We start from the raw sequence: 23,926 nt of genomic DNA on the forward strand, positions 1-23,926 counted from the left end.
GGGTGCGCCGGGTCAGTGCACGTCGGTCCCGGCCGTGACCGTGCTGTCCGCCGCGATGAGCTGCAGCTGCGTCAGCACCACGGGTGTGGCAGCCTCGAACGCCAACGTCCCGCCGGTCACCCCGCCCGCGAACCGGAAGACCCGGGTCTGCCCGGCCCAGGTGAACGCCGCGTCCCGCTCCTCGACGGCGTGCACCACCGTGCCGTCCGCACTCCGGAGCACCGCACGCCACGAGGCCGTCACCGGCGCTGCCGCGGTCACGGTGTACAGGGACGTCCCGGCCGCGGTGACCGGCACCGACACCGACTCCCCCGCGGTGAGCGCCACCGGGGTCAGTCCGGTGTCGTCGGTCAGGGGCGACGCCCCCACGGGCAGGACGTCGTCGGGGGTGTCCCGGAAGCCGTGCAGCTCGGACGCCGAGACCGGTCGGGTGTCCGCAGCCCACCCCGTCGGGGCCTCCGCCAGGGTGACGACGATCCGCTCCGCGGCGGTGACCACCGTGTGCGGGATGCTGATCGAGCCCCACGGCTCACCGTCGACCGTGACGGACGCGATGAACCGTCCGTCCCCGGCGGTCTCGATGACGGTGGACGCGCCTCCCGGCCGTCGCAGGACCGTCCGCCGGACCGACGGCGGGACGAGCACGTAGGTGCCGGTCGCCGGTGCCAGCGGGTACAGGCCGATCGTGGCGAGGACGTACCAGGCGCTCATCTCGCCGTTGTCCTCGTCGCCCGGGTACCCCTGACCGAGGTCGGAGCCGACGAAGAGCCGGTCGAGGCACTCGCGGACGATGCGGTGCGCGTCGTCGTGCCGTCCGGTGAACATCGGGAAGAACGGGATGTGGTGCGCGGGCTGGTTCGACAGGCCGAGCATCCCCGTGCGGACGTCGCGCGCCTCGGTCATCTCGTGGATGGCGAACCCGTAGGACCCGGACCGGTCGGTGGCGCCGGTCTCGGGCCGCTGCAGGAACCGCTGGAAGGCGTCGTCGAAGCCGGCCGGTCCACCGTGCAGGTCGACGATCCCGGCGCCGTCGTGCGGAGCGGTGAACATCGTGCCCCAGGCGTTGGTCTCGGTGTAGTCGCTCCCCCACACGTCCGGGTCGAAGTCGTCCCCGGACCGCCAGGCGCCGTCCGGCGTGCGGCCGATGAAGAACCCGCGCTCCCGGTCGAAGACGTTCCGGTAGCGGAGCGAGCGGCGTGCGAACCACTCGTGCTCGGCCCGGTACCGTCGCTCGCCGCCCGCGTCACCGGTGGCCGCGGCTCGCGTGGCCATCGTGTCGGCCAGGACGGCGACGCCCCAGTCGTTGATCGCGGCGTCGAGGGTCCACGACATCCCCTCGTCGGTCGCCGTGTCGACGTACCCGCGGAGGTCACCCGGGAGGCTCCCCTTCCGCCCGACGCGTCGGTCCGGTGACGGGACGGTCGCGTTCCGCACCGCGGACCGGTACGCCTGCTCGACGTCGAAGCCGTCGACACCCTTCGCCACGAGGTCGGCGAGGACGGTGTCGCTCGTCGTGCCGGTCATCACGTCCTCGGCCCCGGGCGCACTCCACCGCGGAGTCCACCCGCCGTCGGTGAAGTGGCCGACGACCCCCTCGGCGAGGTCGGCGGCGGTGTCGGGCGTGAGCAGCGCGAGCAGCGGCCAGGCGGTCCGGTAGGTGTCCCAGAACCCGTTCGTGGTGGTGAGCGGGCCGTCGACGACCTCGGGCCCGGGCTCGTCGCGGATCGGCACGGTCAGCACGCCGCCGTACGGGGAACGGTGTCGCGGGCTCCCGGTCAGCGCGGTCTCCCCCGCCCGGGTCGGGTGGAGGAACGCCCGGTACAGGCCGGAGTACAGCGAGACGAGCTGGTCCGGGGTGGCGCCCTCGACCTGCAGTGTGTCGAGTTCGGCGGTCCAGCGTTCCTCGGCGTGCTGGTGCATCGCGTCGAAGTCACCGGCGGCGTCGAGGTTCGCGACCGCGTCCTCGGCGGACACGGTGGAGATGCCGAGGAGCACGTCGGTGTCACCGGCGACCTCGACCCGTCCGCGGAGCTCGCCGTCGACGAACGTCGTCCGGTCGGCGAGGGCGTTCCCGATCCGCACGTGCACGTGGTGCGGCGGCGTCTCGGCCCGGTCGTCGAGCAGGGCGTCGACGACCGCGGTGCCGTCCTCGATGCGGACCGTGCACGAGCGGAGGACGCCGTGGTGGTCGAGGACGATGCTGCGGACGCCGGTGAACCGCCACGCGAGGGCGAACTCCCCGGCGGTCATCTCGGCGGTGACGCCTGCGTCGAGGGTGACCCGGTAGCGGTGCGGGCCGTCGGCCTCGTCGACGTGGTCGAAGCCGAGCGCGCGGGCGGTCCGGTCGAGGTCGGGGTCGGCGAGCGGGGAGGGCATGACCTGGAACACCCCGCGGTCGGCCATCCACGGCGAGGGCAGGTGACTCGTCGCGAACGCCTGGATCGTGGGCCGGTTGTCGCTCCGCCGGTTGTGCTCCTGGTAGGCGTACGGCCACCGGCTGTCGGCAGCGTCGGTCATCGGCAGGCCGAAGACACCTCCGTGCGGGAGCCCGACGAGGGGCGCGGTGTTGCCGCGCGAGAACGTGCCGGACGAGTGGGTGCCACGCGTGGTGCGGACGTGGTCGAGCGGTCGGGCACCCTCCGGCAGGTGGCCGGTCGCGCGCCCGGCGGGTCCGATCCGGACGTCGTCGAGCCAACCGCGGACGGCGGTGCCGGGGTCACCGTCGGGCGCGGGCCGGTCCGCCCGGCCGAGCCGGGCCTCCAGACGGTCCACCGTCCGGCCGACGTGCGCCGACAGGTCGACGGTCCGCCGGTTCCACTGGTCGACCCACTGCTTGCGGGCGTCGTCCTGCGCCTCGGGGGTGACGAGGTCGCCGTACTGGTCGCGGGCGCCGCCCGCGCTGAGTCGGGTGCCGTCGGTGAAGACGACGTCGAGTGCGAACGCCGTGGCGGCCCAGAACCGGTCGAGGTCCGTGGTCGTCGGCTCGGTCCGCCCGTCGGGCAGCGACCGCTCCGGGAACCAGACCCAGGTCAGGACGTCGGTCGGCCCGACGTCGTGACCTCGGTGCCCGTCGAGGACCTGCACGGTCCCCGTCGGGTCGGTCTGCTCGATCGGGGTCGCCTGCTGCGAGACGAACCCGACCCCGTTCCGGGCCGCGACCGCGGTCACGGGGCCGGTCGGGCCGCCACGGCGTTCAGCACTCATCGGTCGGTCGTCCTCACTCGTGGGTCGTGCTCTGGCCGTACAGCACGTTCGTGAACCCGGAGACGTACGAGCTCACGTCGCCGTCGGGCAGGTTGTACGTCATGAAGACGCCGTACCCGTCGGCCTTCGAGCGCTGCGCGAGCGACACCGCCGTCGACTGCGGGGTGTTCTGGATGTCGACCGCCGCCGCCGAGAGCCGGTCCTTGCCGAGCCCCGGGATCGACGGCGCCGAGTACGTGCCGTAGTAGGGGTTCCAGGCGTAGTCGAGCTGGGAACCGATCGCGCTGCTCGACGACGACAGGGCGTCGGACGCCGGGCCGATGTCGTAGAACGAGACGAGCTTGTCGGGCATGTCGGCGCGCAGGGCGCTGACGAGCCAGCCGATCGACTGCTGGTTCGGCTGCGGGGTGCCGTCCGTGCCGTAGTCGGAGTACTCGTCGTCGAGGTCGACCCCGTCGAGGCCGTACTCCGCGACGGTCGCGGAGACCTGTGCCGCGAAGTCCTCGGCGGCGGCCTGCGTCGGGAAGTTCGCGATGCCGGTGCCCTGGTGGTTGCCGAGGATCGACAGCGACACCTTGATGCCCTTCGCCTGCAGCGGCCGGATCTGCGTGGCGGCGTCGTCGAGGGTGCGCTGCACGTTCTCGTTGGCGTACAGCACCGCGTTGCCGTCCGCGTCGCGGTTGATGTTCGCGGCGAAGATGATCGCCACGTCGAAGGCGTTCGCGCCGTTCGCGAGCCGGTAGCGGCCGACGTTCGCGAGCTGGTCGTTGTTGACCTCGACGTAGGCGATGCTCGTCGGGCCGTCCTTCGTGGGGACGTCGTGCGGCTGCTTCCCGTGGCCGACGCCGTGGTACGCGCCGACCCCGTGGGAGAGGCCGGTCGGGGACGGTGCCGCCGACGCTGCGGCCGGCACCATCGGTGCTGCGAGCATCGCGGCGAGCGCCGCCACGATGCCGATCTTCACGGACTGCTTCATGTCACTCCTCATCGAGTGGTGGCCCGGTCGACCGGTGCCGACCGGGGACCGCCGCCGGGGATCCCGAACCCCCGGCGGCGGGGGTCTCAGGCGCGCGGGTAGCGGAAGGTCCGGACCTCGTACGCGTCGACCGGGAAGGCCGCGACACCGTCGGTGAGCGCGGCGACGCCCGGCAGGGCGTCGTCGACCTCCTCGAGCAGCGTCACCTCGACCGGGTCGCCGAAGACGCCGGGCTCGGCCACGGCGATGCCGCCGGTCCCCCGCCGCCCGCTCGGCTCGTACACGCGGACGACCAGGTCGCCCGAGCGGTCGTCGGCGAGCTTGACGCTCGACAGCACGACGTCGCCCGACACCTGCACGAGCGGCTCGAACCCGTGGGCGCCCGTGAGGCGCCGTGCCGGGGCGTTCATCACGATGCCGGCCGCGGTCGCGCCGAGCTGGTCCGTCCCGACGACGATGCCGTACCGGTGGGTCTGCACGCCCTGGTCGGTCTCCGGGTCGGGGAAGCGCGGTGCGCGGAGCAGCGAGAGCCGGACGGTGGTGGTGACGTGGCCGTCGACGGCGTCACGGGTGGTGTCGAAGCCGTGGATGGACGAGTTCACGAGGGCGACCCCGAACCCGGGCTCCTCCACCAGCACGTAGCGGTGCATCGACGTCTCGAACTTCGCGGCCTCCCACGAGGTGTTCGTGTGCGTGACGCGCTTCTGCGCGCCGAACTGCGTCTCGGCGACCGTGTGCTCGGCGCGGACGTCGAGCGGGAACGCCACCTTGAGGAACTTCTCGGTCTCGTGCCAGTCGGTCGTCTGGTCGAACTCGAGCGTGCGGGAACCGGGCGCGAGCACGATCTCCTGCGTGACGGTGGAGTCCCCGAACGAGCGCGACACGACGATGCGCGCGATCCCGGCGGCGTCGACCGATGCGTCGAGCGAGTTGACGGAGACCAGGTCCTCGACCCGGTTCCGGTAGTACCGGTCGACGTCCCACGCGTCCCACATGTTCGGGAAGTCCTGGTGCAGCTGCAGCAGGTTCGCGGCCTGCCCCGGGGCGATCGCGTCGCGTCCGGTGGCCAGGTCGACGGCGCTCGTGACGAGCCCCTGTGCGGTCACGACGATCCGCACCAGGTCGTTGGTGAGCACGTACCCGCCGTCCTGCCGGGCCAGCGAGACCGGCTCCGCGGTGGGCACGTCGGTCGCCGGGAGCGCACCCTGCGCGGGAGCACCGGCCTGGAGGACCGGGGCCGGGTTGACGACGACGGTCTCCGTCCCGGGGCCGGCGAGTGCCGACAGCGCGTCCTCGATGATCGCGGTCAGGGCCGCGGCCGTCTCCGCGTACTTCGCGACCGCCTCGCGGTGCACCCAGGCGATCGAGGTGCCGGGGAGGATGTCGTGGAACTGCTGCAGGAGGACCTGCTGCCAGAGCGCGTCGAGCTCGTCGTACGGGTACACGAACCCGGTGCGTGCCGCGGCGGTCGTGGCCCAGAGCTCGGCCTCGATGAGCAGCTGCTCGCACCGGCGGTTGCCCTGCTTCGTCTGGTGCTGGCTGGTGAGCGTGGCGCGGTGCAGCTCGAGGTACAGCTCCCCCACCCACACCGGCGGGTCCGGCAGCTCCGACTTCGCCCGGTCGAAGAACGCGTCCGGGTGCTCCCACCGGACCTTCGCGCTGCCCTCGAGGTCGGCGAGGCGTTCGGCCGTGCCGGTCATCTCGCGCGTCGTGCCCCCGCCACCGTCACCCCACCCGACCGGGGCGATCGACCCCGTGGCGAGGCGGTTCTCGCGGAACTGGCGGGAGGCCTTCGCGACCTCCTCCCCGGAGAGCCGGGAGTTGTAGGTGTCCATGGACGGGAAGTGCGAGAAGACCCGCGACCCGTCGATGCCCTCCCAGAGGAAGGTGTGGTGCGGGAACTTGTTCACCTGGTTCCACGAGATCTTCTGGGTGAAGAACCACTCGAAGCCCGCGCGGCGCATGAGCTGCGGCAGCGCCGGCGAGTACCCGAAGCTGTCCGGCAGCCAGACGCCCTTCGGCCGGATGCCGAACTCCCGCTCGAAGAACCGCTGTCCCTGCGAGAACTGCCGCACGATGCTCTCGCCCGTCGGCATCACGGTGTCGGACTCGACCCACATGCCGCCGAGCGGCAGGAAACGACCCGCCTCGACCGCGGCCTGCACCCGAGCGTAGACCTCGGGCCGGTGCTCCTTGATCCAGGCGTACTGCTGCGCGCTCGACATGCCGTAGAGGAAGTCGTCGGTCTGGTCGATGAGCTCGGTCATCGTCGAGGTCGTCCTGGCGACCTTCCGGATCGTCTCGCGGACGGGCCACAGCCACGCGGAGTCGATGTGTGCGTGCCCGATCGCCGAGATCGTGTGCGCCGAGGCCTCGGCGGGCGCGGCGAGCACGTCGGCGAGTGCGGCGCGGGCGTCCGCTGCCGTCCCGACGATGTGCTGCAGGTCGAGCCGGTCGAGGGCGTCGTCGAGTGCCTGCAGGATCCGCATCCGCCGCGGGCCGTCGGGCAGCTGGGCCTGGAGTTCGAGGAGGACCTCGAGGTCGAGCGACAGGTGGTGCACCTCGGACGCGAACACCGCGAGGTCCATCCGGCGGCTCGTGTACAGCCGCTTCGACGACGAGGTCTGCACGTCGCCCTCCTGCGTCGGCAGGAAGGGGTGGTAGTCGAGCAGCACCGGGTTCGACGCGGCCTCGACGAAGAGCTCGACGGTCTCGCCGCCCTCGGCCCGCTCGGTGACGAGCACCCACTGGTTCCGCGGGTTGATCGACTTCACCGGCGTGCCGTCGGCCAGGTACACGAGCCCCTCGCACTGGAACCCGGGCATGTTCTCGTCGAAGCCGAGGTCGATCACCGCCTCCACGCGCTGCCCGGCGTACTCCTGCGGGATCGTGCCGGACAGCCGGAACCACGTCGTGCCCCAGGCCGCGCTCCACGGCGTCCCCACCTCGTACGGCGTGAAGTCGAGCTGCAGACCGGCGGCGGGCGGGACCGGCTCACCGGGCAGCTCGTGCCAGGCGGCTCCGAGCGGCACCGCGGTCGCGTGCACCGCGGGCAGGATCCGCTCGTCGAGGACCCGTCGGGCGCGTCCGGTGGTGAGGGGGATGTCGTCGTGCATGGGGTCCTTCCGGGTGGACGGATCGGGGCGTGGTCGGGCGGGGCGGTGGGCCGTGGTGGGCCGGGGTCAGGGCATCGTCGCGGGGTGGGCGATCGACAGCGCGGTGCCGGCGAGGTCGTCCGGCACCTCCACGGTGCTCCTGATGCCCCTGGCCGCGGTGTGCGCGGTGTCGGGCAGCCGGGAGCGCAGCACGACCTGGGGTCCGCGGCCGTCCGTGGCGGACTCGGCGCACGCGAGCCACGCGGCCGCGAACCGGCCACCGGGGGCGCAGTCCGCACGCACCCCGTACCGGGGCGAGCCGTCCGGGAGCACGTCGTCCAGCACGACCGCGGTGGTCGGCGGCGCCGCGGGGGCGGGCAGACCGGTCCGGGCCAGGGCGGCGAACGCCTCGCCCGCGGGCTTCAGCCGGCCGTCGTTCGTGAACAGCCCGAGGTCGTACTCGAGCTCCGGGAAGTCGGCGAGCGACCGTGCGACGTCGTGCGAGCACCACCAGGTCACCCCGAGCAGGTCCTGGGCGCCGGCGACGTGCCGGATGGTCCGGTCGGTGAACGCGGCGGCGTCGGCCGGGTCGACGACGTTCGTCGGGGCGCCGACCTCCTGCAGCCAGTTCGGTCGACCGGGCTCACGGTTCCAGGCCGCGGCGAGCTGGAGCAGGTACTCCCCGTGCCGTACCGACCCGGCGCCGAGTGCGCCGTGCAGGGCCGCGGACCCGTTGAACACCCACGAGTGCGTGACCGTCGCGTCGCCGTGGTCCGCCGCGTGGGCCGGACCGAAGGGCTGTGTGTCGTCGTACCAGGCCGCGTCGTACTGCGCGACGGTGACCAGCGGCGCAGGTCGCGACCCGGGGGCGGCAGGAGCCGACGAGGCGGACGCGGGTGGTGCCTCCCGGCCGGCCGACGACCCGACCGTGGACCCACCGGACAGCCCGCGCCGCGCCGCCGCGACCATCGCCGCGGCCCACGCGTGTCCCTGTTCCGCGGTGATGTCGTGCGGTGCGGGGTGCGGTGCGTGCGCGAACTGGTTGACCTCGTTGCCGATCGAGATGCCGAGCAGGTTCGGCTTGTCGGCGACCGCCGCGGCGAGTGCCTCGACGTACGCGGCCGTCGACGCGACCACGTCCGGGTCGGTGAACATGTTCCGGCGGTGCCAGCTGTCGAGCCACGACGGCACGAAGTCGAAGCTCGACAGGTGCCCCTGCAGCGCGTCGACGTTCACGTCGAGCCCGAAGGAGCCGGCGATGTCGACGACGGTGGCGACGTCGCGCAGCGCCGCCTCCCGGATGAGCGTCCGGTTCGGCTGGACGACCGGCCACAGCGGGAAGATCCGCACGTGGTCGGCACCGAGCGAGGCGATCTGCTCCATGTCCCGCGCGGTGTCCGCCGGCGAGAAGTCGAGCCACGAGTGGAACCAGCCGACCGACGGGGTGTGGTTGACACCGAAGCGCATCAGCCCTTCACCCCGCCCTCTTCGACGCCCTTGAAGAAGAAGCGCTGCAGGACGGCGAAGATCACGGCGATCGGGATGAAGGCGATCATGGTGCCTGCGGCGATCATGCGCTGGTCGGTCGCGAACGTGCCCTGCAGGTACTGGAGTCCCACCGTCAGCGTGAGGTTCTCGGGCGACTGCAGCACGATGAGCGGCCAGAGGAAGTCGTCCCACGCACCGATGAACGAGAAGATCGCGATCACCGCGATGGTCCCCTGCACGGCGGGCAGGGAGATGTACCGGAGGCGCTGCATCGCGTTCGCGCCGTCCACCACCGCGGCCTGGTCGATCTCCTCGGGGATCTGCCGGAACGCGTTGAACATGAGCAGCACGTTGAGTGCGGCGATCATGCCCGGCAGCGCGACGCCGACCAGGTTGTCGGCGAGCCCGAGGTCCTTGACCGTGACGAACTGGCTGATGATCGTCGCCTCGCCCGGCAGCACCAGGGTGGCCAGGAAGAGGCCGAGCACGAGCTTCCGGAAGCGCCACTGCAGGCGGGCGAGGGCGAACCCGGCGAGGGTGGCGAACACGATGTTGCCGAACACGTCGATCGCGGCGACGAGCAGCGAGTTGCCGATGTACCGGAAGACCGGGATCGCCGCCGCCACCTTGAGGTAGTTGTCGAACGTCGGCTCGCTCGGGATGAACGACGGGTTCGCGGTGTAGATGTCCTCGCCCGCACCCTTGAGCGAGGTGGAGAACTGCCAGAGGAACGGGCCGATCGTGATGAAGAGGACGACCACGAGCAGGACGTAGCGGACGACCTTCTCACGGGTGGACATGACGCCCCAGACCCGGCGGCGCTTCCGCGGTGTCGGACCGGAGGCGCGTCCGCGTGCCGTCGCGCCGGTCACGTCCGGTGCGGGTGCGGCGACGCCGGCGGCGCCCCCGATCACGGGTTCCGTGGTGCTGGTCGTGTTCGTCACTTGTCCGCCTTGCTGTTCATGCGCGCCAGGGCGAGCATCGGCACCAGCGTCACCACGAAGAGCAGCAGGCTGAGCGCGGACGCGTAGCCGAGGTTGCCGGTGAAGCCGCGGGCGTACTGCTGGATGAGCATGACGAGCGAGTTGTCCTGCCCGCCGGGTCCGCCGGTGCCGTTGGTGAGGATGTAGAGCTCGCTGAACACGCGGAGCGCGCTGACGCACACCAGGATGCCGACGAGCGTCATGGTGCCGCGGACACCGGGCATGGTCACGGACCAGAAGCGGCGGACCGACCCGGCACCGTCGAGGGCGGCGGCCTCGTGCAGGTCCTTGCCGACGTTCCCGAGCGCCGCGAGGAAGATGATCATGTAGTAGCCGAGGCCCTTCCAGACCGTCAGGCTGATCGCGCTGATGAGCAGCAGCCACCGGTCGGTGAGGAACGGGATGCCCGCGCCACCGAGCGCCTTCACGATCTCGTTCACCACGCCGCGGTCGTCGAGGATCCACGTCCAGATGAGCCCGACCACGACGGCCGAGGCGATCACGGGCGTGTAGTACGCCGTACGGAAGAACGCGATCCCGGGGAGCTTCTGCTGCACGAGCACCGCGATGAGCAGCGGCAGGACGGTGAGCAGCGGCAGGCAGATCGCCATGTAGATGACGCTGTTGAGCAACGCCTCCCACACCTGCGGGTCGGCGAGCAGGGTCTGGAAGTTGCGGACGCCCACCCACTGGCTCACGCCCCCGAGCGGGCTGGCGTTCGTGAACGACAACCGGACGGTGTTGATCGACGGCCAGAGGCTGAACGCGAGGAGCCAGACGAGTGCCGGCAGGACGAGCAGCCAGGGCGTGAACCAGCGGTTGGCGCGCATCAGCCGTTGGCCAGGAGCGAGTTCATCTTGTCCTGCGCGGTCTGCAGGGCCTTCTCCGGCGAGGCCTGCCCCTTCATGGCGAGGGCGATCTGCTGGTCGAGGAAGTCCGTCATCGCGGAGTTCGCCTCGACCGGGTTGAGGACCTTCGCCTCCTTGAGCGCCTCGTTCGCGAGCACGCGGGCCTTGCCGTTCACGGTGCCGTCGTCCTTCGAGAAGTACGGGTCGGCCTGCGACGAGACGGTCGACGGGAAGATGTTCACCTGGTGGGCGAACGCCTCCTGGTTCTTCGCGTTCGTCATGTACTGCGCGAACGCCTCGGCGGTGGCGAGGTGCTTCGACTTGCTGGACACCGACAGGCCCTGCACGTACAGCGGCGGGGTGTCGAGCGCCGGGCTGACGGTGACGTTGCCCGTGAGCGACGGGTTGCTCTTCTCCATGTCGGCGAGCGCGGTCGCACCACCGGTGGTCCAGGCGACCTTGCCCTGGGTGAAGAGCGTCGAGTTGCCGAGGTAGTCGCTGTTGAGGACGTTCGACGGCATGTAGCCGTCCTGGTACGCCGTCCTGTACCGGTCGATCAGGTCGGCGGCCTTCGACGAGTCCGCGAACGTGAACTTCGTCCCGTCCCCGTTGACCACCTTGACGCCGGCGAGCGTGAAGTCACCGAGCCCGGGCTTCCGGCTCATCAGGTAGTCGTCCGGGCAGTTCTCGTGCATGGTCTTCGCCTGCGTGAACAGCTCGTCGGTGGTCTTCGGCGGGTCGTTCGCGTCGAGCCCGCACTTCGCGAACATCGTCGAGTTCCAGTAGTCGACGTCGGTGTTGAGGTACCAGGGGTAGCCGTAGGTGCCGTCGAGTCCCTTGTACTCGTACGAGTCCAACGCGCCGGCGACGTACGTGCTGCTCAGCGTGCTGTCGTCCTTCGAGACGTCCTGCAGGAACCCGCGCTTCGCGAGCGGCAGCGCGATGTCCGGCGGCAGGTTGATGACGTCCGGCAGCGAGTTCGACGACGCCTGGCTGAGCACCTTGTCCGCGTAGCCGTCGCCCGGCTGGTCCTGCAGCTTCACCTTCGCGTCGGGGTGTTCCTGCTCGAAGCCGTCGATGACGCCCTGCAGGTAGTCCGTGTAGGTCGGCGTGAGCGCCCAGGTCTGCAGGGTGATGGTGCCCTCGACCTTGCCGTTCCCTCCGCCGGTCGCGCCGCTGCTGCCGCTCGAGCAGCCGGTCAGGACGAGGGCGGTGGCCGCCGCGGTCGCGAGCAGCGCTGCCGCGCGGCCCCTCGTCGGTCGTGGTGTGGTCCTCATGGCGTTGTGACTCCTTCGTCATCCTGCTCAAGCGGTTCAGCCGTCGTGTGCTGCAACCGGGTTGTGTGCCACTGTGCGGGACTAAAGCGTTATAGTCAACCCCGTGCAACCGAAGCGTCGGACGACGATCGCCGACATCGCCGCCCGAGCCGGCGTGTCCATCAGCGCGGTGTCGTTCGCGCTCAACGACCGACCGGGCGTCTCCCCGGAGACCCGTCGACGGGTGCAGGAGATCGCGCGCGAGCTCGACTGGCAGCCGCACACCGCGGCGCGCGCGCTCGGTGGAGCCCGGGCGGGCTCGATCGGGTTCGTGCTGAACCGGCCCGCACGCACCCTCGGGACGGAGTCGTTCTTCGGCGACCTGATCTCCGGGATCCAGCTCGGTCTCGCGGGCACCCACGTCGGCATGACCCTGCTCGTGGCGCGGGATGCGGACGAGGAGCTCCAGACGTACCGGGATTGGTGGCGAGGCCACCGGGTCGACGGCGTCGTCGTGATCGACCCGAGACAGGACGACGACCGCCTGGCCCTGCTCGCCGAGCTCGGGATGCCGGCCGTCGTCGTCGGGTCCCACCCGTCACCGGCGGGTGCGGCGCCGAGCGTCTGGATCGACGACTCCCACGCCACCGAGACCGTCCTGCGCTACCTGCACGCCCTCGGTCACCGCCGCATCGCCCACGTCGCCGGTCCTCCGGAGTTCGAGCACACGGCGATGCGCACGGCGCGCCTCGAGACGTTCGCCGCGACCGAGGGGCTCGAGCGGACGGTGTCGATCCCGACGGACTACTCCGCGGAGGCCGGCGCCCGTGCGACGCGGACGCTGCTGTCCGGCACCGACCGGCCGACCGCGATCGTGTACGACAACGACGTGCTCGCCGTCGCCGGCCTCGGCGTCACGAGCGAGATGGGGATCGCGGTCCCCCACGCGGTGTCGATCGTCTCGTTCGACGACTCCGCGATGATCCGCCTCGTGCGCCCCGCGATCACGTCCCTGACCCGCGACACGGTCGAGCTCGGGCAGCGGGCCGCCGTGCTCCTGCGCGAGCAGATCGACTCGGGCGCGGTCCTGCCCTCACGCCCCGGCCCCTCGCTGACCCTCAGCGTGCGCGACTCCACCGGTCGCGCACCGACACGCCCGCACGGCGGCCGTTCCACACGCTGACCGCGCGGCTGACTTGACGCCGGTTCGAACACACGTTCGAATACCCCTGTGGGACGGCGTCGCGAGAACCGGTGGCAGCCCCCGGAACACCCGGAGGTCGAACGCCCGCGCGCCTACTCCCTGTCGGAGGATGCCCGCGGGCCCGACGTCTGCCACGCGGTCACCCCCGCACCAGTGTGGGCGTGGATCCAGTTCCCCACGTTCCACATCCGCGTGAAGGGCTTCGCGAAGAGCTGGACCCGTGACGCCGTGCTCGTCGAGTGGGCGCAGTTCGGGCAGCAGGCCGACGCCTGGGTCTGGCGGTCGGCCGTGAAGCACCGCACGCTCCGCGCCGACCCACGGCATCCGGGGAACGCACCGCATTGACTTCCACCCGCATCACGAGGATCGTTCTGCCCGTACCGCTTCGTCGAACTACACGATCATCGAGAAGTTCGACGGCCACGACCCGACGAGAGGAGGCACTGTGAAGAGGAACGAGGTGCCGTCCTGGGTCGCCCACGTGCTCACCCCGCCGGAGGTCATCGCGGCCTACGTCGAGCGCCGGATCAACGATCCGGCCCTGCTGTCGGGTGTGCAGTCGGAACCCACGTACGCGGACTTCCTGCGCGCCGAGTAGGCGGTCGGCCGGGAGGCACGACGGACGTCCCCGACGTCAGGGAACCTGCCCCGCGCCTCCCGTCCGACCCGCGTCAGGTCGCGCGCGACCGCGTCGCGCCGACAGGGTGACCCCGACGCTGGCGACGCTCACGCAGGCCAGGGCGACGACCTCCTGCACCGCGAGCTCCTCGTGCAGCACCACGAGGCCCGCCAGGGCCGCGATCGCCGGACCGAGGCTCTGCAGCACACCGAACACCCGGGTGGGCATCCGGCGGAGCGCGAGCATCTCGAGGGCGTACGGCAGCACGGTCGAGAGCAGCGCGACGCCCGCGAACACGAGCAGCAGCGACGGGTCGCCGACCACGCCGTCGACGGCCGGACGGAGTCCGGTCGGCAGCGACACGAGCATCGCGACGACCATCGACACCGCCAGCCCGTCGACCCCGGGGATGGCGGCACCGACCCGACGGTTCATCACGATGTAGCCCGCCCAGCACGCAGCAGCGGCGATCGCGGCGACGACGCCACCGACCGCGGTGACCGCGGCCGGACCGACACCGAGCAGCACGACCCCGGCGAGCGCGAGGGCCGCCCACGTGACGTCCCGCCACCGTCGGGTGTGCGCGAGCGACAGGGTGAGCGGTCCGAGGAACTCGATCGTCACGGCGACGCCGATCGGGATGCTCGCGAAGGCCACGTAGATGAAGACGTTCATCCCGCCGAGCGCGAGGCCGAGCAGCACCGCCGCCGTCCACTGCCTGCGGGTCCAGTGCCGGACGCGCGGGCGCACGACGAGCAGGAGCACGAGCGCACCGATGACGAGCCGGAGCGCAGCGGCACCGACCGACCCGACCTCGTCGAAGCGGGTCTTCGCCAGCGCGGCACCGATCTGCACCGAGAGCATCGCGGCGAGGGCGAGCACCGGTGCGGGGACGCGGGTCACGGTGCGGTCGCCATGCGTCGGGTCAGCCGAGGTACGCGAGCACGGCGAGGACGCGGCGGTGGTCCTCACCGGTGTCCTCCAGGGCGAGCTTGCCGAAGATGCTCGACACGTGCTTCTCGACGGCTCCGGTGCCGATCACGAGCGCACGGGCGATGGCGGCGTTCGTGCGCCCCTCGGCCATCAGCCCGAGGACCTCGCGCTCGCGGGGCGTCAGGGCGGCGAGCGGGTCCCGCCGACGACCCATGAGCTGCGTGACGACCTCGGGGTCGAGCACGGTGCCGCCCGCGGCGATGCGCCGGACGGCGTCGTCGATCTCCTCGAGCCGGGTCACGCGGTCCTTGAGCAGGTACCCGATGCCGGTCGCCCCGGCGGCCAGGACGTCCTCGGCGTAGGTGGCCTCGACGTACTGCGACAGCAGCAGGACCCCGGTGCGGGGTGCGACGCGGCGGGTGGCGACGGCGGCGCGCACACCCTCGTCGGTGAAGGTCGGCGGCATCCGCACGTCCATGACGACCACGTCGGGGGCACCGTCGGGCAGCGTGGCGAGGAAGGCGTCCGCGTCGGCGTACTGGCCGACGACGTCGATGCCGGCCTCGTCGAGCACGCGGGCGAGCCCCTCGCGCAGGAGCACCGCGTCGTCGACGACGACGGCCCGGATGCGTGCTGCACCCGGGCCGTCGCTCATGCCGACCAGCCTACTGGGAGCGGGTGCGCCGACCGTGGCGCCGGGCCGCTCCCGACGTCGTCACCCGCGGACGACGGGGACGCCGTTCAGGGCTCCGAGCGGGATCCGGGCGGTGGCCTCGGTCGGACCACCCTCGGGGCTGTTCACGACGAGTTCGCCGTCGAGGGCGCGCATCCGCCCCATCAGGCCCTCGATGCCGTGGCCCTCCTGCGGTCGTGCGCCACCACGGCCGTCGTCGGTGACGCTGACCGTCAGGTACCAGAGGCCCGAGGCGTCGACGATGAGCCCGAGGTACACGCCGGCCGTCGAGGCACCGGCGTGCTTCGTCGTGTTCGTCAGGAGCTCGCTCACCGTGAAGTACACGTTGCGCTGGATCTCCGTCGCGAGCTCGAGCCCCTCGGGCAGGCGGACGTCGAGCCCGACGGGGATCGGCGTCCGGGCGACCAGTGCCTCGAGCGCTGCCACGAGTCCGCGGTCGAGCAGGATCGGCGGTGCGAAGCCGCGGGACAGGGCGCGGAGCTCGTCGAGGGCGTCCTGCGCGTGCTCGGTCGCCTCGCCGATGAGCCGCTTCGCCTTCTCCGGGTCGCGGTCGAAGGCGCGCTCGGCAGCGGCGAGGTCCATGCGGAGCCGGACGAGCCGCTGCTGCGGACCGTCGTGCAGGTCTCGCTCGATCTGGCGCAGTGCCTGGCCCTCGGCCGTCACGGCACCCGCGCGGGAGGCCTGCAGCCCGGCGACGCGCTGCTCGAGCTGCTCGGCACGGAAGCCACCGAGCAGACCGAGGTCGATCCAGTAGTGGGCGAGCACGGAGCCACGTGCCCAGAGGGGCAGGAGCGCCACCGACGCGGCCATCGACAGCAGACTGAGGAGTCCGATCGCGAGCAGCGCGGCACTGTCCGAGCTGGGCAGGTACATGCCGCCCACGCCGAGGAAGCCCCAGGCGACGGCGACCACGAACGGCCAGGCGAACCCGGCGAGGAGCACGACACCGGCTCCCACGGTCACGAGTGCCGCGAGCGGGTAGACCACGGCCGCGTGCAGCAGGTACAGCCAGTAGTGCGGGTTTGCCACCGCGGACCCGGTGCGCGTCCACCAGTTCTGCTGCCACCGCGGCGTCCAGTCCACCGGACGGATCGGCCGGGGGTCTGCCCACCCGATGCGGGTCTTCTCGAACTGGCCGAGCCACCGCGCCACGAACAGCGCGATGAAGAACATCAGGAGCACGAACGGGTTGAACAGGTCGCGCAGGCCCCGCCCGAACAGCGCCGCGGGGAACGCCGCGTACAGCGTGCAGAGCAGCACGGCCGTCAGCGCCATGTAGCCGAAGTCGCGCGGCAGGCGACGCCAGGCCTCGCGGTAGAAGCGACCGGCGGTCATGCCGGAGCCGGCACCACCCCCGTTGCCCGGCGCACCCGCGGCGGCGAAGGGCGGCTGCCCCGCTGCACCCGCGGGGGCGAAGGGCTGCTCCCCCGGAGCGGACGCCCGCCCCGTGGTCGGTGTCGCACCCCATCCCGAGGGCGCCGAGGACGGGCCGCCGTCGGGCGTGCGGGGCTGTTCGGGCATCGGCTTCGTGGCTCCCTGGGGCACGGCTCCGTCGAGCGGGACGGTCTGTGCACGATCGGCGGCATGGTCTTCCAGCGGGACGGTCTCGGCTTGGTCGAGGCGGTCGGTGTCGGTCATGGGTCCAGCCTCACGGAGCCCGTCCCCGCGTCCCATCCTGCCGTCTCCCGGATCGGGGGTGGGGTTGTCCCCACCCCCTGCGCCCGTCGCGCCGTCAGACGAGGGCGGCGGCGACCTCCGGGGACTCCTCGGGGACCGACCACGGGCGGTGCGTCATGCCGCTGTCCCCGCGGAACGACACGACGGCGCCGGTCTCGTCGCGCGCGTAGGTGATCCGCTCGTCCACCGAGCCGAAGCGGTTCCCCGCCGCCATCACGAGCGTGTCCTCGTCGACGACGCCCAGGCGCACCGGGGACTCGGTCGGCACCGGCTGCGTCGGGTCGATCGCGAGCAGCCGGTCCCCCACCCGTGCGACGTCGGTGATGCCCTCGAACGTCGTGAACCGTCCCGTGTACCGGTCGGTGTCGACGCCCTCGGGCAGCTCCGGGCCGGGGGCGTGCTCGTCGGCCGCGGCGTCGAGCAGGTGCACGATGCCCGTCGCGAGCATCCCCGCCGGGCCGGTCGCGCTGCTCGTCAGGACGGAGACGACGAGCGACGACGCCGGGTCGAACACCGTCTGGGTGATCTGGCCGGGGAAGCCGCCGGAGTGCCCACGGACCTCGCGCCCGCCGATCCGGTCGACGATGAAGCCCGCGCCGTAGCCCCGCGCGGCCGGATCGGTGTCGAGCGCGCTCCAGGCCTTCCGCTGCGCCAGGCGCTTCGCGTGGTCGGACAGCAGCGAACCCCGGCCGGGCACGTGCGCCGAGAAGTACCGGACGAGGTCGGACGCGGTGCCGTGGAAGCCCGTCGCCGCGGCGAGCGCCCCGGTCGTGACGTGCGGGACACGCTGGCGGGTGCGGGCGGTGTGCAGGCCCGTGTAGCCGACGACGAACTCGTCCTCGCGCGCCGGGTCGTACTCCGGCCCGGTGCCGGTGAGTCCGAGCGGCTCGACGATCGCACGCCGGACGTGCTCGGCGTAGGTCGTGCCGGTGACGGCCTCGATGACGAGTCCGAGCAGGCCGTAGCCGAGGTTCGAGTAGTTGAAGGCCGAGCCGACGGGGACCTTCGCGCCGCCCTCGACCACGAGCGCGACGAGCTGGTCGGCGTCCGGGAACGGGTGGTCGAGCGCCCAGTGGTCGCCGTCGGCACCGTCACGCACGACACCGCCGCCCATCTCCATGAGCTCGCGCACCGTCGCGTCGGCGATCGGCGACCCGGCGTCGACGAGGGCGGGCACGAACGACCCGACGGTGTCGTCGAGCCGCAGCGCGCCGGCGTCGGCGAGCTGCAGCAGCGCGGTCGCGGTGAAGGTCTTCGAGTGCGACGCGATCCGGAACAGGTCCGTGGTCGTCAGGCGCCGTCCGGCCTCGACGTCCGCGTGACCCCAGGCCTCGGAGAACAGCACCTCGTCCTCGAATCCGATCGCGACCTGCACGCCCGGGAGCCGGAGCTGCCACACCTTGTAGTCGATCCACTCACGGACGTAGGGCAGGACGGACTCGTACGCGGCGCGCTTCTCCATGCCGACCAGCCTCGCATGTGCCACGCTCGTCGCATGCGGCACACACCCCACTTCCTCATGACCGACGTCGACGAGGTGCGACGTCTGATCGACGGGTACCCGTGGGCGACGATCGTGTCGCACACCGCCCAGGGGCTCGTCGCCTCGCACTACCCGTTCCTGCTCGAGGCGCCGGGACCGGACGACGATCCCGACGCGCTCGTCCTCGTGTCGCACGTCGGCCGACCGGACGAGGTCGCGCACGAGCTCGGCCAGCACGAGGTCCTCGTCGTGTTCCAGGGCCCGCACGGCTACGTCTCCCCCGCCTGGTACCCGCCGGAGCAGTTCGTCCCGACCTGGGACCACGTGACGGCGCACTGCTGGGGCACGCCGGAGATCCTGTCCGACGAGGAGAACTTCCGGGTGCTCGGCGAGCTGGTCGACCACTTCGAGCGCGTGATGCCCGAGCCGGTGTCCCTCGACGTCGACCCCGCGACCGCCCGCCGCGCGGCGAAGGGCACCGTCGGCATCCGCATCCGGGTCACCCGGTTCGACGCCCGCGCGAAGCTCTCGCAGAACAAGGCTCCCGAGGTCGTCGAGCGGATCGTCGCCGGGCTCCGCGGCGACGGCCCGTACGCCTCGCCAGCGCTCGCCGACGCCGTCGAGCGCGCCCAGGTGGCGCGCCGGGACGACCGGGAGGCATCGTGACCGACGTCCTGCTCCGCACCGTCCGCCGGGTGGGCACCGCCGGTGCGCCGTGCGACGTGCGCATCGTCGGCGGCCGCGTCGACGCGGTCGCCCCCGCCGGCACGCTCGACCCGCCCCCGGGCGCCGACACCGACGTCGTCGAGACCGACGGCGCGTGGCTCGGTCCGGGGCTCGTCGACCACCACGTGCACTTCGACCAGTGGGCCCTGGTCCGCCGGCGCGTCGACGTGTCCGCCTGCACGTCGGCGGAGGCGACGGCCGAGTCGCTCGCCGCGGTCGCGCGCACCGGGGTGTCGGACCTGGTGCTCGTCGGCCACGGCTACCGCGACGGGACCTGGCCGCGCCCCGCACGACGCGAGCTGCTCGACGGAGCCGCACCGGGCCTCCCGGTCGTCGTCATCAGCGCCGACCTGCACGCCGTGTGGTGCAACGCGCTCGCGCTCGCCCACTGCTCGGCGCTCGTCGGACGGCCGCTCGCCGCCGGGGACGACGGGGTCCTGCGCGAGCAGGACGCCTTCGACGTGACCGCGGTGCTGTCCCGGGTGCCGGACGACGTGCTCGACGACTGGGCGGCGGAGGCGGTCGACGCAGCGGCCGCCCGCGGCGTGACGCGTGTCGTCGACCTCGAGATGGTGTCCGGACTCGACCGCTGGACGCGACGGGTCCGCGCCGGCACCGACGGCCTGCGGGTGGACTGCGGGGTGTACCCGGGCGGCCTCGACGCGGCGATCGCCCGTGGTCTCCGGACCGGCGACGTCGTGGACGGTACCCGTGGTCTGGTCCGGACGGGTCCGTTCAAGGTGATCACCGACGGCTCGCTCGGAACCCGGACCGCCGCGTTGACGTCGGGCGAGGGGGTGCTCGCGTACCCGTTCGAGGACCTCGTCGCGATGGTCCGGCGCGCGGTCGACGCCGGACTCGTCCCCGCCGTGCACGCGATCGGCGACCGGGCGAACACCCTGGCGCTCGACGTGTTCGAGGCCGTGGGCGCGCGGGGCAGCATCGAGCACGCCCAGCTGCTCGTCGACACCGACGTCGACCGGTTCGCCCGGCTCGGGGTCGCTGCGTCCGTCCAGCCCGAGCACGCGATGGACGACCGGGACATCGCGGACCGGTACTGGGCGGGCATGACCGACCGGGCCTTCCCGTTCGCGTCGCTGCACCGGGCCGGTGCGGAGCTCCGGCTCGGGTCGGATGCTCCCGTGGCGCCGCTCGACCCGTGGGTGTCGATGGCGGCCGCGGTCGGGCGGGACCGCGACGGACGCACACCGTGGCACCCGTCCGAGCGGCTGGCGGCGCTGACCGCGTGGCGCGGCTCGACCGAGGGCGGTCGGGTCGGGGTGTCCGTCGGCGACGTCGCCGACCTGGTGCTGCTCGCCGCGGACCCGCTGGCGGTCGCCGACTCGGCGTCGCTGCGGCACGCCGAGGTGCTCGGGACCGCGATCGCGGGACGGTTCACGCACCGCGACCTGTAGCGGCCCCGGCGCCTCCTCGTCCCCTGGCTCCTCCTGGTCCCCGGCGTTACTTCTGGTCCTTCGGGCACCAGTAGAGCTTGCGTCCGGCCATGTCCGCCATCCGGATCTCGGTGCCGCACACCCGGCAGGGCTCCCCCTCGCGGTGGTACACCCAGTGGCGGTCCTTCCGCGAGCGCACGGCCTTCGCCTGGTCGGCCTCGGACAGGTCGTCCATCGTCAGCATGAGGCCGTCACGGACCCCCGCGTGCAGCAGCTTCGACCAGTCCTGCCAGAGCGCCTTCGCCTGCTTGACGGTGATCTTCCTGCCGGGCTTGTACGGGTCGATGCGCTGCCGGAAGAGCAGCTCGGCCCGGTAGATGTTGCCGATGCCCGCGACGACGGCCTGGTCCATGAGCAGCTGCCCGATCGCGACGTTCCGCTTCCGGACGTTGTCGACGAAGGTCTGCTCGGCCTCCGGGCCGTCGTCGTTGATCGGGTCCGGGCCGAGCTTGTCGAGCGCGCGCTGCACCCCGGCCGGGTCCTCGACGACGCAGGCCGTCGGACCGCGGAGGTCGGCGACGGTGTCCTCGGTCAGGATGCGGACGCGCACCTGGCCGACCGGGTCCGGTGGGAAGGACTCGATCGGGTCCTCCGACTTCTCCTGCTCGGCCATCCGGTACCGGGCGAGCCGCGGGGCGCCGATCGACGACAGCGACTCCTCGCCGTCGCCGTCCTCGGACAGGGCCTCGGCCGACGAGATCACGCCCGCGAAGTCCCACGCCCCGTAGAGCCCGAGGTGGACGCGGAGGAACAGGTCGTCCTCGAACTCCAGGAACATCTGCTTCGCCACGGCCCGGGCGGCGACCATGCGCTTGCCGTCGAGCTGGGCGGCACCGGCGGCGAACCGCCCCTGCGGGCTGGAGACCTCGCAGCGCTTGCCGACGAAGTGCCGGGAGAACTGGTTCGCGATGCGGTGGACGGAGTGACCCTCTGGCATCGGTCCTGTCTACCCGGACTACTCGTCGATCTGCCGACCGGCGATGTGCCCCGTCGTCTCGTACTCGGCCAGCTGCGCGATGCGGCGAGTGTGACGCTCCTCGCCCGAGAAGGGCTCGGCGACGAAGAGGTCGACGAAGCGCATCGCTTCCTCCTCGGTGTGCTGGCGCGCGCCGATCGAGATGACGTTCGCGTCGTTGTGCTGGCGGGCGAGGAGCGCGGTCGACTCGTTCCAGACCAGCGCGGCGCGGATGCCCTCCACCTTGTTGGCGGCGATCTGCTCGCCGTTGCCCGACCCGCCGAAGACGACGCCGAGCGCCTCGACGCCCGCGCGCTGGTCCTGCACGACGGCGTGCGCGGCGTTGATGCAGAACGAGGGGTAGTCGTCCAGCGCGTCGTACTCGGTCGGCCCGTGGTCGACGACCTCGTGCCCCGCCTCGGTGAGGTGCTGGGCGAGGGTCTTGGTGAACTCGAGGCCGGCGTGGTCCGTTCCGAGGTGGATGCGCATGGCTCCGATCCTATTCCCGGCCCCGAGGGGCCCGGACCACCACGACGACGTACCGCACGGGCTCCGCGCCGGGGTTCCGGTAGACCACGTCGGCGGGCTCACCGAGCTCGATGCGGTCGCCGGCACCGAGCCGGGTGGGCTCGTCGCCGACGACGACCTCGAGCACGCCGTCGACCACCCAGATGCAGTGCCGCAGGAACGCGTAGGCGGACGCCGGGTACGCCACCTGCGCACCGGCCGGGAGGCGCACCTCGGTGACGTCCGCGGGGAAGTCGGCACTCGAGACCGGACGACGGCGGTACCCGGTCTCGGGATCGGTCCAGGAGTCGGCGGTCACCCCGCGCTGGACGCCACGCGCCTCGTCCGGGTCGGTCGCCCTGGGCACCTCGTGGTCGAGTGCCTCGTCGAGGAGCTGCGAGATCGTGAGTCCGAACGCCCCGGACAGCCGCCCGAGGATCGTCGCCGTCGGACTGGACACCCCGCGCTCGACGCGGTTGATCATCGCGCGGGAGACACCGGACTCCTCGGCGAGCTCGGTCAGGCTCCACTTCCGCTCGGTGCGGAGGCGCTGCAGTCGCTCCCCCAGGCGACGCTGGTCGGCGTCGTCCGGGTGCTCGGTGATCGGTTCCACCGTCGCCGAGAAGTCGTCTACGATCTGAGACATGGCGACAGCATATGCGACGGGGTCGGCGTCCTCGGTCACGGTCCGCGACTGCGAGCCGCGTGACCTCGACGTCGTCCACGCCCTGCACGTCGACGCCGTGCTGCACTCGACCGCGATCTGGCAGGAGGAGCCGCACCCGCGGGAGTACTTCGACGGCTGGCTCGCGGAGCGCCGGGCTGCCGGGCTGCCCGTCCTGGTCGCCGAGGTCGACGGCGCCGTCGCCGGGTACGTCACCTACAGCGCCTTCCGGCCGCACCAGGGGTACCGGCACACCGTGGAGCACAGCGTCTACGTCGTCCCGGCGTTCCGCGGTCGGCGCATCGCCACCGTGCTCATGGACGCGCTCGTCGCGCACGCCCGCTCGGCCGGCGTGCACGTCCTGATGGCGGGCATCTGCTCGACGAACACCGGCTCGATCGCCCTCCACGAGCGACTCGGCTTCACCACCGTCGGCGTGCTGCCCGAGGTCGGGCGGAAGTTCGACCGGTGGCTCGACCTGACCTTGATGCGGTTGCCCCTGTCCTGACGGGGCGTCGGACGGACGGCAGGCGCGGGGCGGAGCCGCACCGCGCCTCCCGTCCGTCCGTCCACCGGTCGCGTCGTGGACGCCGGCCGGGCTACTCGACGGTGTCGAAGATCGGACCGACCGTCCGCGAACGCTTGAGCTCGAAGAAGCCGGGGACCTTCGCGACGGCGACGACGCCGTCCCACAGGTCGAGCGCCTCCTGGCCCTTCGGCGCCGGGGAGATGACCGGGCCGAAGAACGCGGTGCCCTCGACGGCGATGACCGGGGTGCCGACGTCCTGACCGACCCGGTCGATGCCGTCCTGGTGGCTCGCACGGACGGCCTGGTCGACCTCGTCGGTCCACGCGTACTCGAGCAGGTCCTCGTCGAGGTCGAGCTCGCGGAGCACGGCGGGCACGACCTGGTCGGGGTCGGACTCCTGGCGGTGGTGGACGTGCTCGCCGAGCGCGTCGTACAGCGGCTTGACGACGTCCTGGCCGTGGCGGAGCAGCGCGGCGGTGACGATGCGCGGGTAGAGCTGCCCCTTGTGGATGCGCTCCCGGTACTCGTCCGGGATGTCCTGGTCCTCGTTGAGGACGAAGAGGCTCATCACCTTCCAGGTCACGTCGATCGGGCGCTGGCGCTCGACCTCGCCGACCCAGCGGCTCGTCAT

At 72.2% G+C, this 23,926-nt stretch carries 21 protein-coding genes; 6 read left to right on the plus strand and 15 right to left on the minus strand.

The window, feature by feature from the left end; translation table 11 throughout:
• Positions 1-12: 12 nt before the first annotated feature.
• From JOD95_RS04465 to JOD95_RS04495, 7 genes are all read right to left on the minus strand, one after another.
• Complete coding sequence (locus tag JOD95_RS04465; protein WP_209683455.1) at positions 13-3,204, minus strand: GH92 family glycosyl hydrolase; 3,192 nt, start codon at positions 3,202-3,204, stop codon at positions 13-15.
• A gap of 13 nt (positions 3,205-3,217) precedes the next feature.
• Positions 3,218-4,180, minus strand: coding sequence for an endo-beta-N-acetylglucosaminidase H (locus JOD95_RS04470; protein WP_209683458.1), 963 nt, complete (start codon positions 4,178-4,180; stop codon positions 3,218-3,220).
• Positions 4,181-4,266: 86 nt separating this feature from the next.
• On the minus strand, positions 4,267-7,296 hold the full coding sequence (locus JOD95_RS04475) for a glycoside hydrolase family 38 C-terminal domain-containing protein (protein ID WP_209683461.1): 3,030 nt from the start codon (positions 7,294-7,296) through the stop codon (positions 4,267-4,269).
• 66 nt (positions 7,297-7,362) lie between these two features.
• Entirely contained in the window at positions 7,363-8,742 is a 1,380-nt protein-coding gene (locus JOD95_RS04480; RefSeq protein WP_066653108.1) for a cellulase family glycosylhydrolase, read from the minus strand.
• Entirely contained in the window at positions 8,742-9,707 is a 966-nt protein-coding gene (locus JOD95_RS04485) for a carbohydrate ABC transporter permease (protein WP_200884135.1), read from the minus strand. The genes JOD95_RS04480 and JOD95_RS04485 overlap by 1 nt, the downstream gene beginning before the upstream one ends.
• Positions 9,704-10,576 (minus strand): carbohydrate ABC transporter permease, encoded by an 873-nt coding sequence (locus tag JOD95_RS04490; RefSeq protein ID WP_058727596.1) that lies wholly within the window; start codon positions 10,574-10,576, stop codon positions 9,704-9,706. Before JOD95_RS04490 ends, JOD95_RS04485 begins: the two co-directional genes overlap by 4 nt.
• A complete protein-coding gene (locus tag JOD95_RS04495; RefSeq protein ID WP_209683464.1) occupies positions 10,576-11,871 on the minus strand; it encodes a sugar ABC transporter substrate-binding protein in 1,296 nt (431 codons plus the stop codon). The genes JOD95_RS04490 and JOD95_RS04495 overlap by 1 nt, the downstream gene beginning before the upstream one ends.
• 103 nt (positions 11,872-11,974) lie before the next feature.
• Between JOD95_RS04495 and JOD95_RS04500 the strand changes: the two genes are divergently transcribed.
• The 3 genes from JOD95_RS04500 to JOD95_RS04510 all read left to right on the plus strand — a co-directional run bounded on the left by JOD95_RS04500 (position 11,975) and on the right by JOD95_RS04510 (position 13,652).
• Entirely contained in the window at positions 11,975-13,033 is a 1,059-nt protein-coding gene (locus JOD95_RS04500) for a LacI family DNA-binding transcriptional regulator (protein WP_209683467.1), read from the plus strand.
• A gap of 48 nt (positions 13,034-13,081) precedes the next feature.
• The gene (locus JOD95_RS04505) at positions 13,082-13,399 is read left to right on the plus strand and encodes a hypothetical protein (protein WP_066653100.1); all 318 of its coding nucleotides are present in this window, start codon (positions 13,082-13,084) and stop codon (positions 13,397-13,399) included.
• A gap of 100 nt (positions 13,400-13,499) precedes the next feature.
• A complete protein-coding gene (locus tag JOD95_RS04510; protein WP_158407736.1) occupies positions 13,500-13,652 on the plus strand; it encodes a hypothetical protein in 153 nt (50 codons plus the stop codon).
• A 36-nt stretch (positions 13,653-13,688) separates the two neighbouring features.
• Here the strand turns inward: JOD95_RS04510 and JOD95_RS04515 are convergent, their stop codons facing one another.
• From JOD95_RS04515 to JOD95_RS04530, 4 genes are all read right to left on the minus strand, one after another.
• Positions 13,689-14,576, minus strand: coding sequence for a DMT family transporter (locus JOD95_RS04515; protein ID WP_209683470.1), 888 nt, complete (start codon positions 14,574-14,576; stop codon positions 13,689-13,691).
• 22 nt (positions 14,577-14,598) lie between these two features.
• Complete coding sequence (locus JOD95_RS04520) at positions 14,599-15,261, minus strand: response regulator transcription factor (protein WP_066653098.1); 663 nt, start codon at positions 15,259-15,261, stop codon at positions 14,599-14,601.
• A gap of 60 nt (positions 15,262-15,321) precedes the next feature.
• Positions 15,322-16,938 carry a sensor histidine kinase gene (locus JOD95_RS04525; RefSeq protein ID WP_066653096.1) on the minus strand — a complete coding sequence of 539 codons (1,617 nt, stop codon included), beginning with the start codon at positions 16,936-16,938 and terminating at the stop codon, positions 15,322-15,324.
• A 94-nt stretch (positions 16,939-17,032) separates the two neighbouring features.
• Entirely contained in the window at positions 17,033-18,439 is a 1,407-nt protein-coding gene (locus JOD95_RS04530) for a serine hydrolase (protein WP_066653093.1), read from the minus strand.
• Positions 18,440-18,472: 33 nt separating this feature from the next.
• Here JOD95_RS04530 and JOD95_RS04535 point away from each other — a divergent pair, with 33 nt between their 5' ends.
• Positions 18,473-19,126, plus strand: a complete 654-nt coding sequence (locus JOD95_RS04535; RefSeq protein ID WP_209683473.1) for an FMN-binding negative transcriptional regulator — start codon at positions 18,473-18,475, stop codon at positions 19,124-19,126.
• A complete protein-coding gene (locus JOD95_RS04540) occupies positions 19,123-20,601 on the plus strand; it encodes an amidohydrolase (protein WP_209683476.1) in 1,479 nt (492 codons plus the stop codon). The genes JOD95_RS04535 and JOD95_RS04540 overlap by 4 nt, the downstream gene beginning before the upstream one ends.
• Before the next feature lie 46 nt (positions 20,602-20,647).
• Here JOD95_RS04540 and JOD95_RS04545 read toward each other — a convergent pair whose 3' ends face one another.
• Genes JOD95_RS04545 through JOD95_RS04555 form a run of 3 tightly spaced genes read right to left on the minus strand, consistent with a single transcriptional unit; the run spans position 20,648 to position 22,748 of the window.
• Positions 20,648-21,577 carry an Fpg/Nei family DNA glycosylase gene (locus JOD95_RS04545; protein ID WP_209683479.1) on the minus strand — a complete coding sequence of 310 codons (930 nt, stop codon included), beginning with the start codon at positions 21,575-21,577 and terminating at the stop codon, positions 20,648-20,650.
• An 18-nt stretch (positions 21,578-21,595) separates the two neighbouring features.
• Entirely contained in the window at positions 21,596-22,084 is a 489-nt protein-coding gene (locus JOD95_RS04550; RefSeq protein ID WP_209683482.1) for a ribose-5-phosphate isomerase, read from the minus strand.
• Positions 22,085-22,094: 10 nt separating this feature from the next.
• Entirely contained in the window at positions 22,095-22,748 is a 654-nt protein-coding gene (locus JOD95_RS04555; protein WP_209683485.1) for a helix-turn-helix domain-containing protein, read from the minus strand.
• On the opposite strand from JOD95_RS04555, the gene JOD95_RS04560 reads away from it, so the two are divergent.
• Positions 22,747-23,274: a GNAT family N-acetyltransferase gene (locus JOD95_RS04560; protein ID WP_066653087.1), complete on the plus strand. Its 528-nt coding sequence runs from the start codon at positions 22,747-22,749 to the stop codon at positions 23,272-23,274. The two genes, JOD95_RS04555 and JOD95_RS04560, sit on opposite strands and share 2 nt — an antisense overlap.
• Positions 23,275-23,365: 91 nt before the next feature.
• Here the strand turns inward: JOD95_RS04560 and JOD95_RS04565 are convergent, their stop codons facing one another.
• The gene (locus JOD95_RS04565) at positions 23,366-23,926 is read right to left on the minus strand and encodes a disulfide bond formation protein DsbA (protein ID WP_209684412.1); all 561 of its coding nucleotides are present in this window, start codon (positions 23,924-23,926) and stop codon (positions 23,366-23,368) included.

Source organism: Curtobacterium sp. 1310 (assembly GCF_017834105.1).
Taxonomy (GTDB): domain Bacteria; phylum Actinomycetota; class Actinomycetes; order Actinomycetales; family Microbacteriaceae; genus Curtobacterium.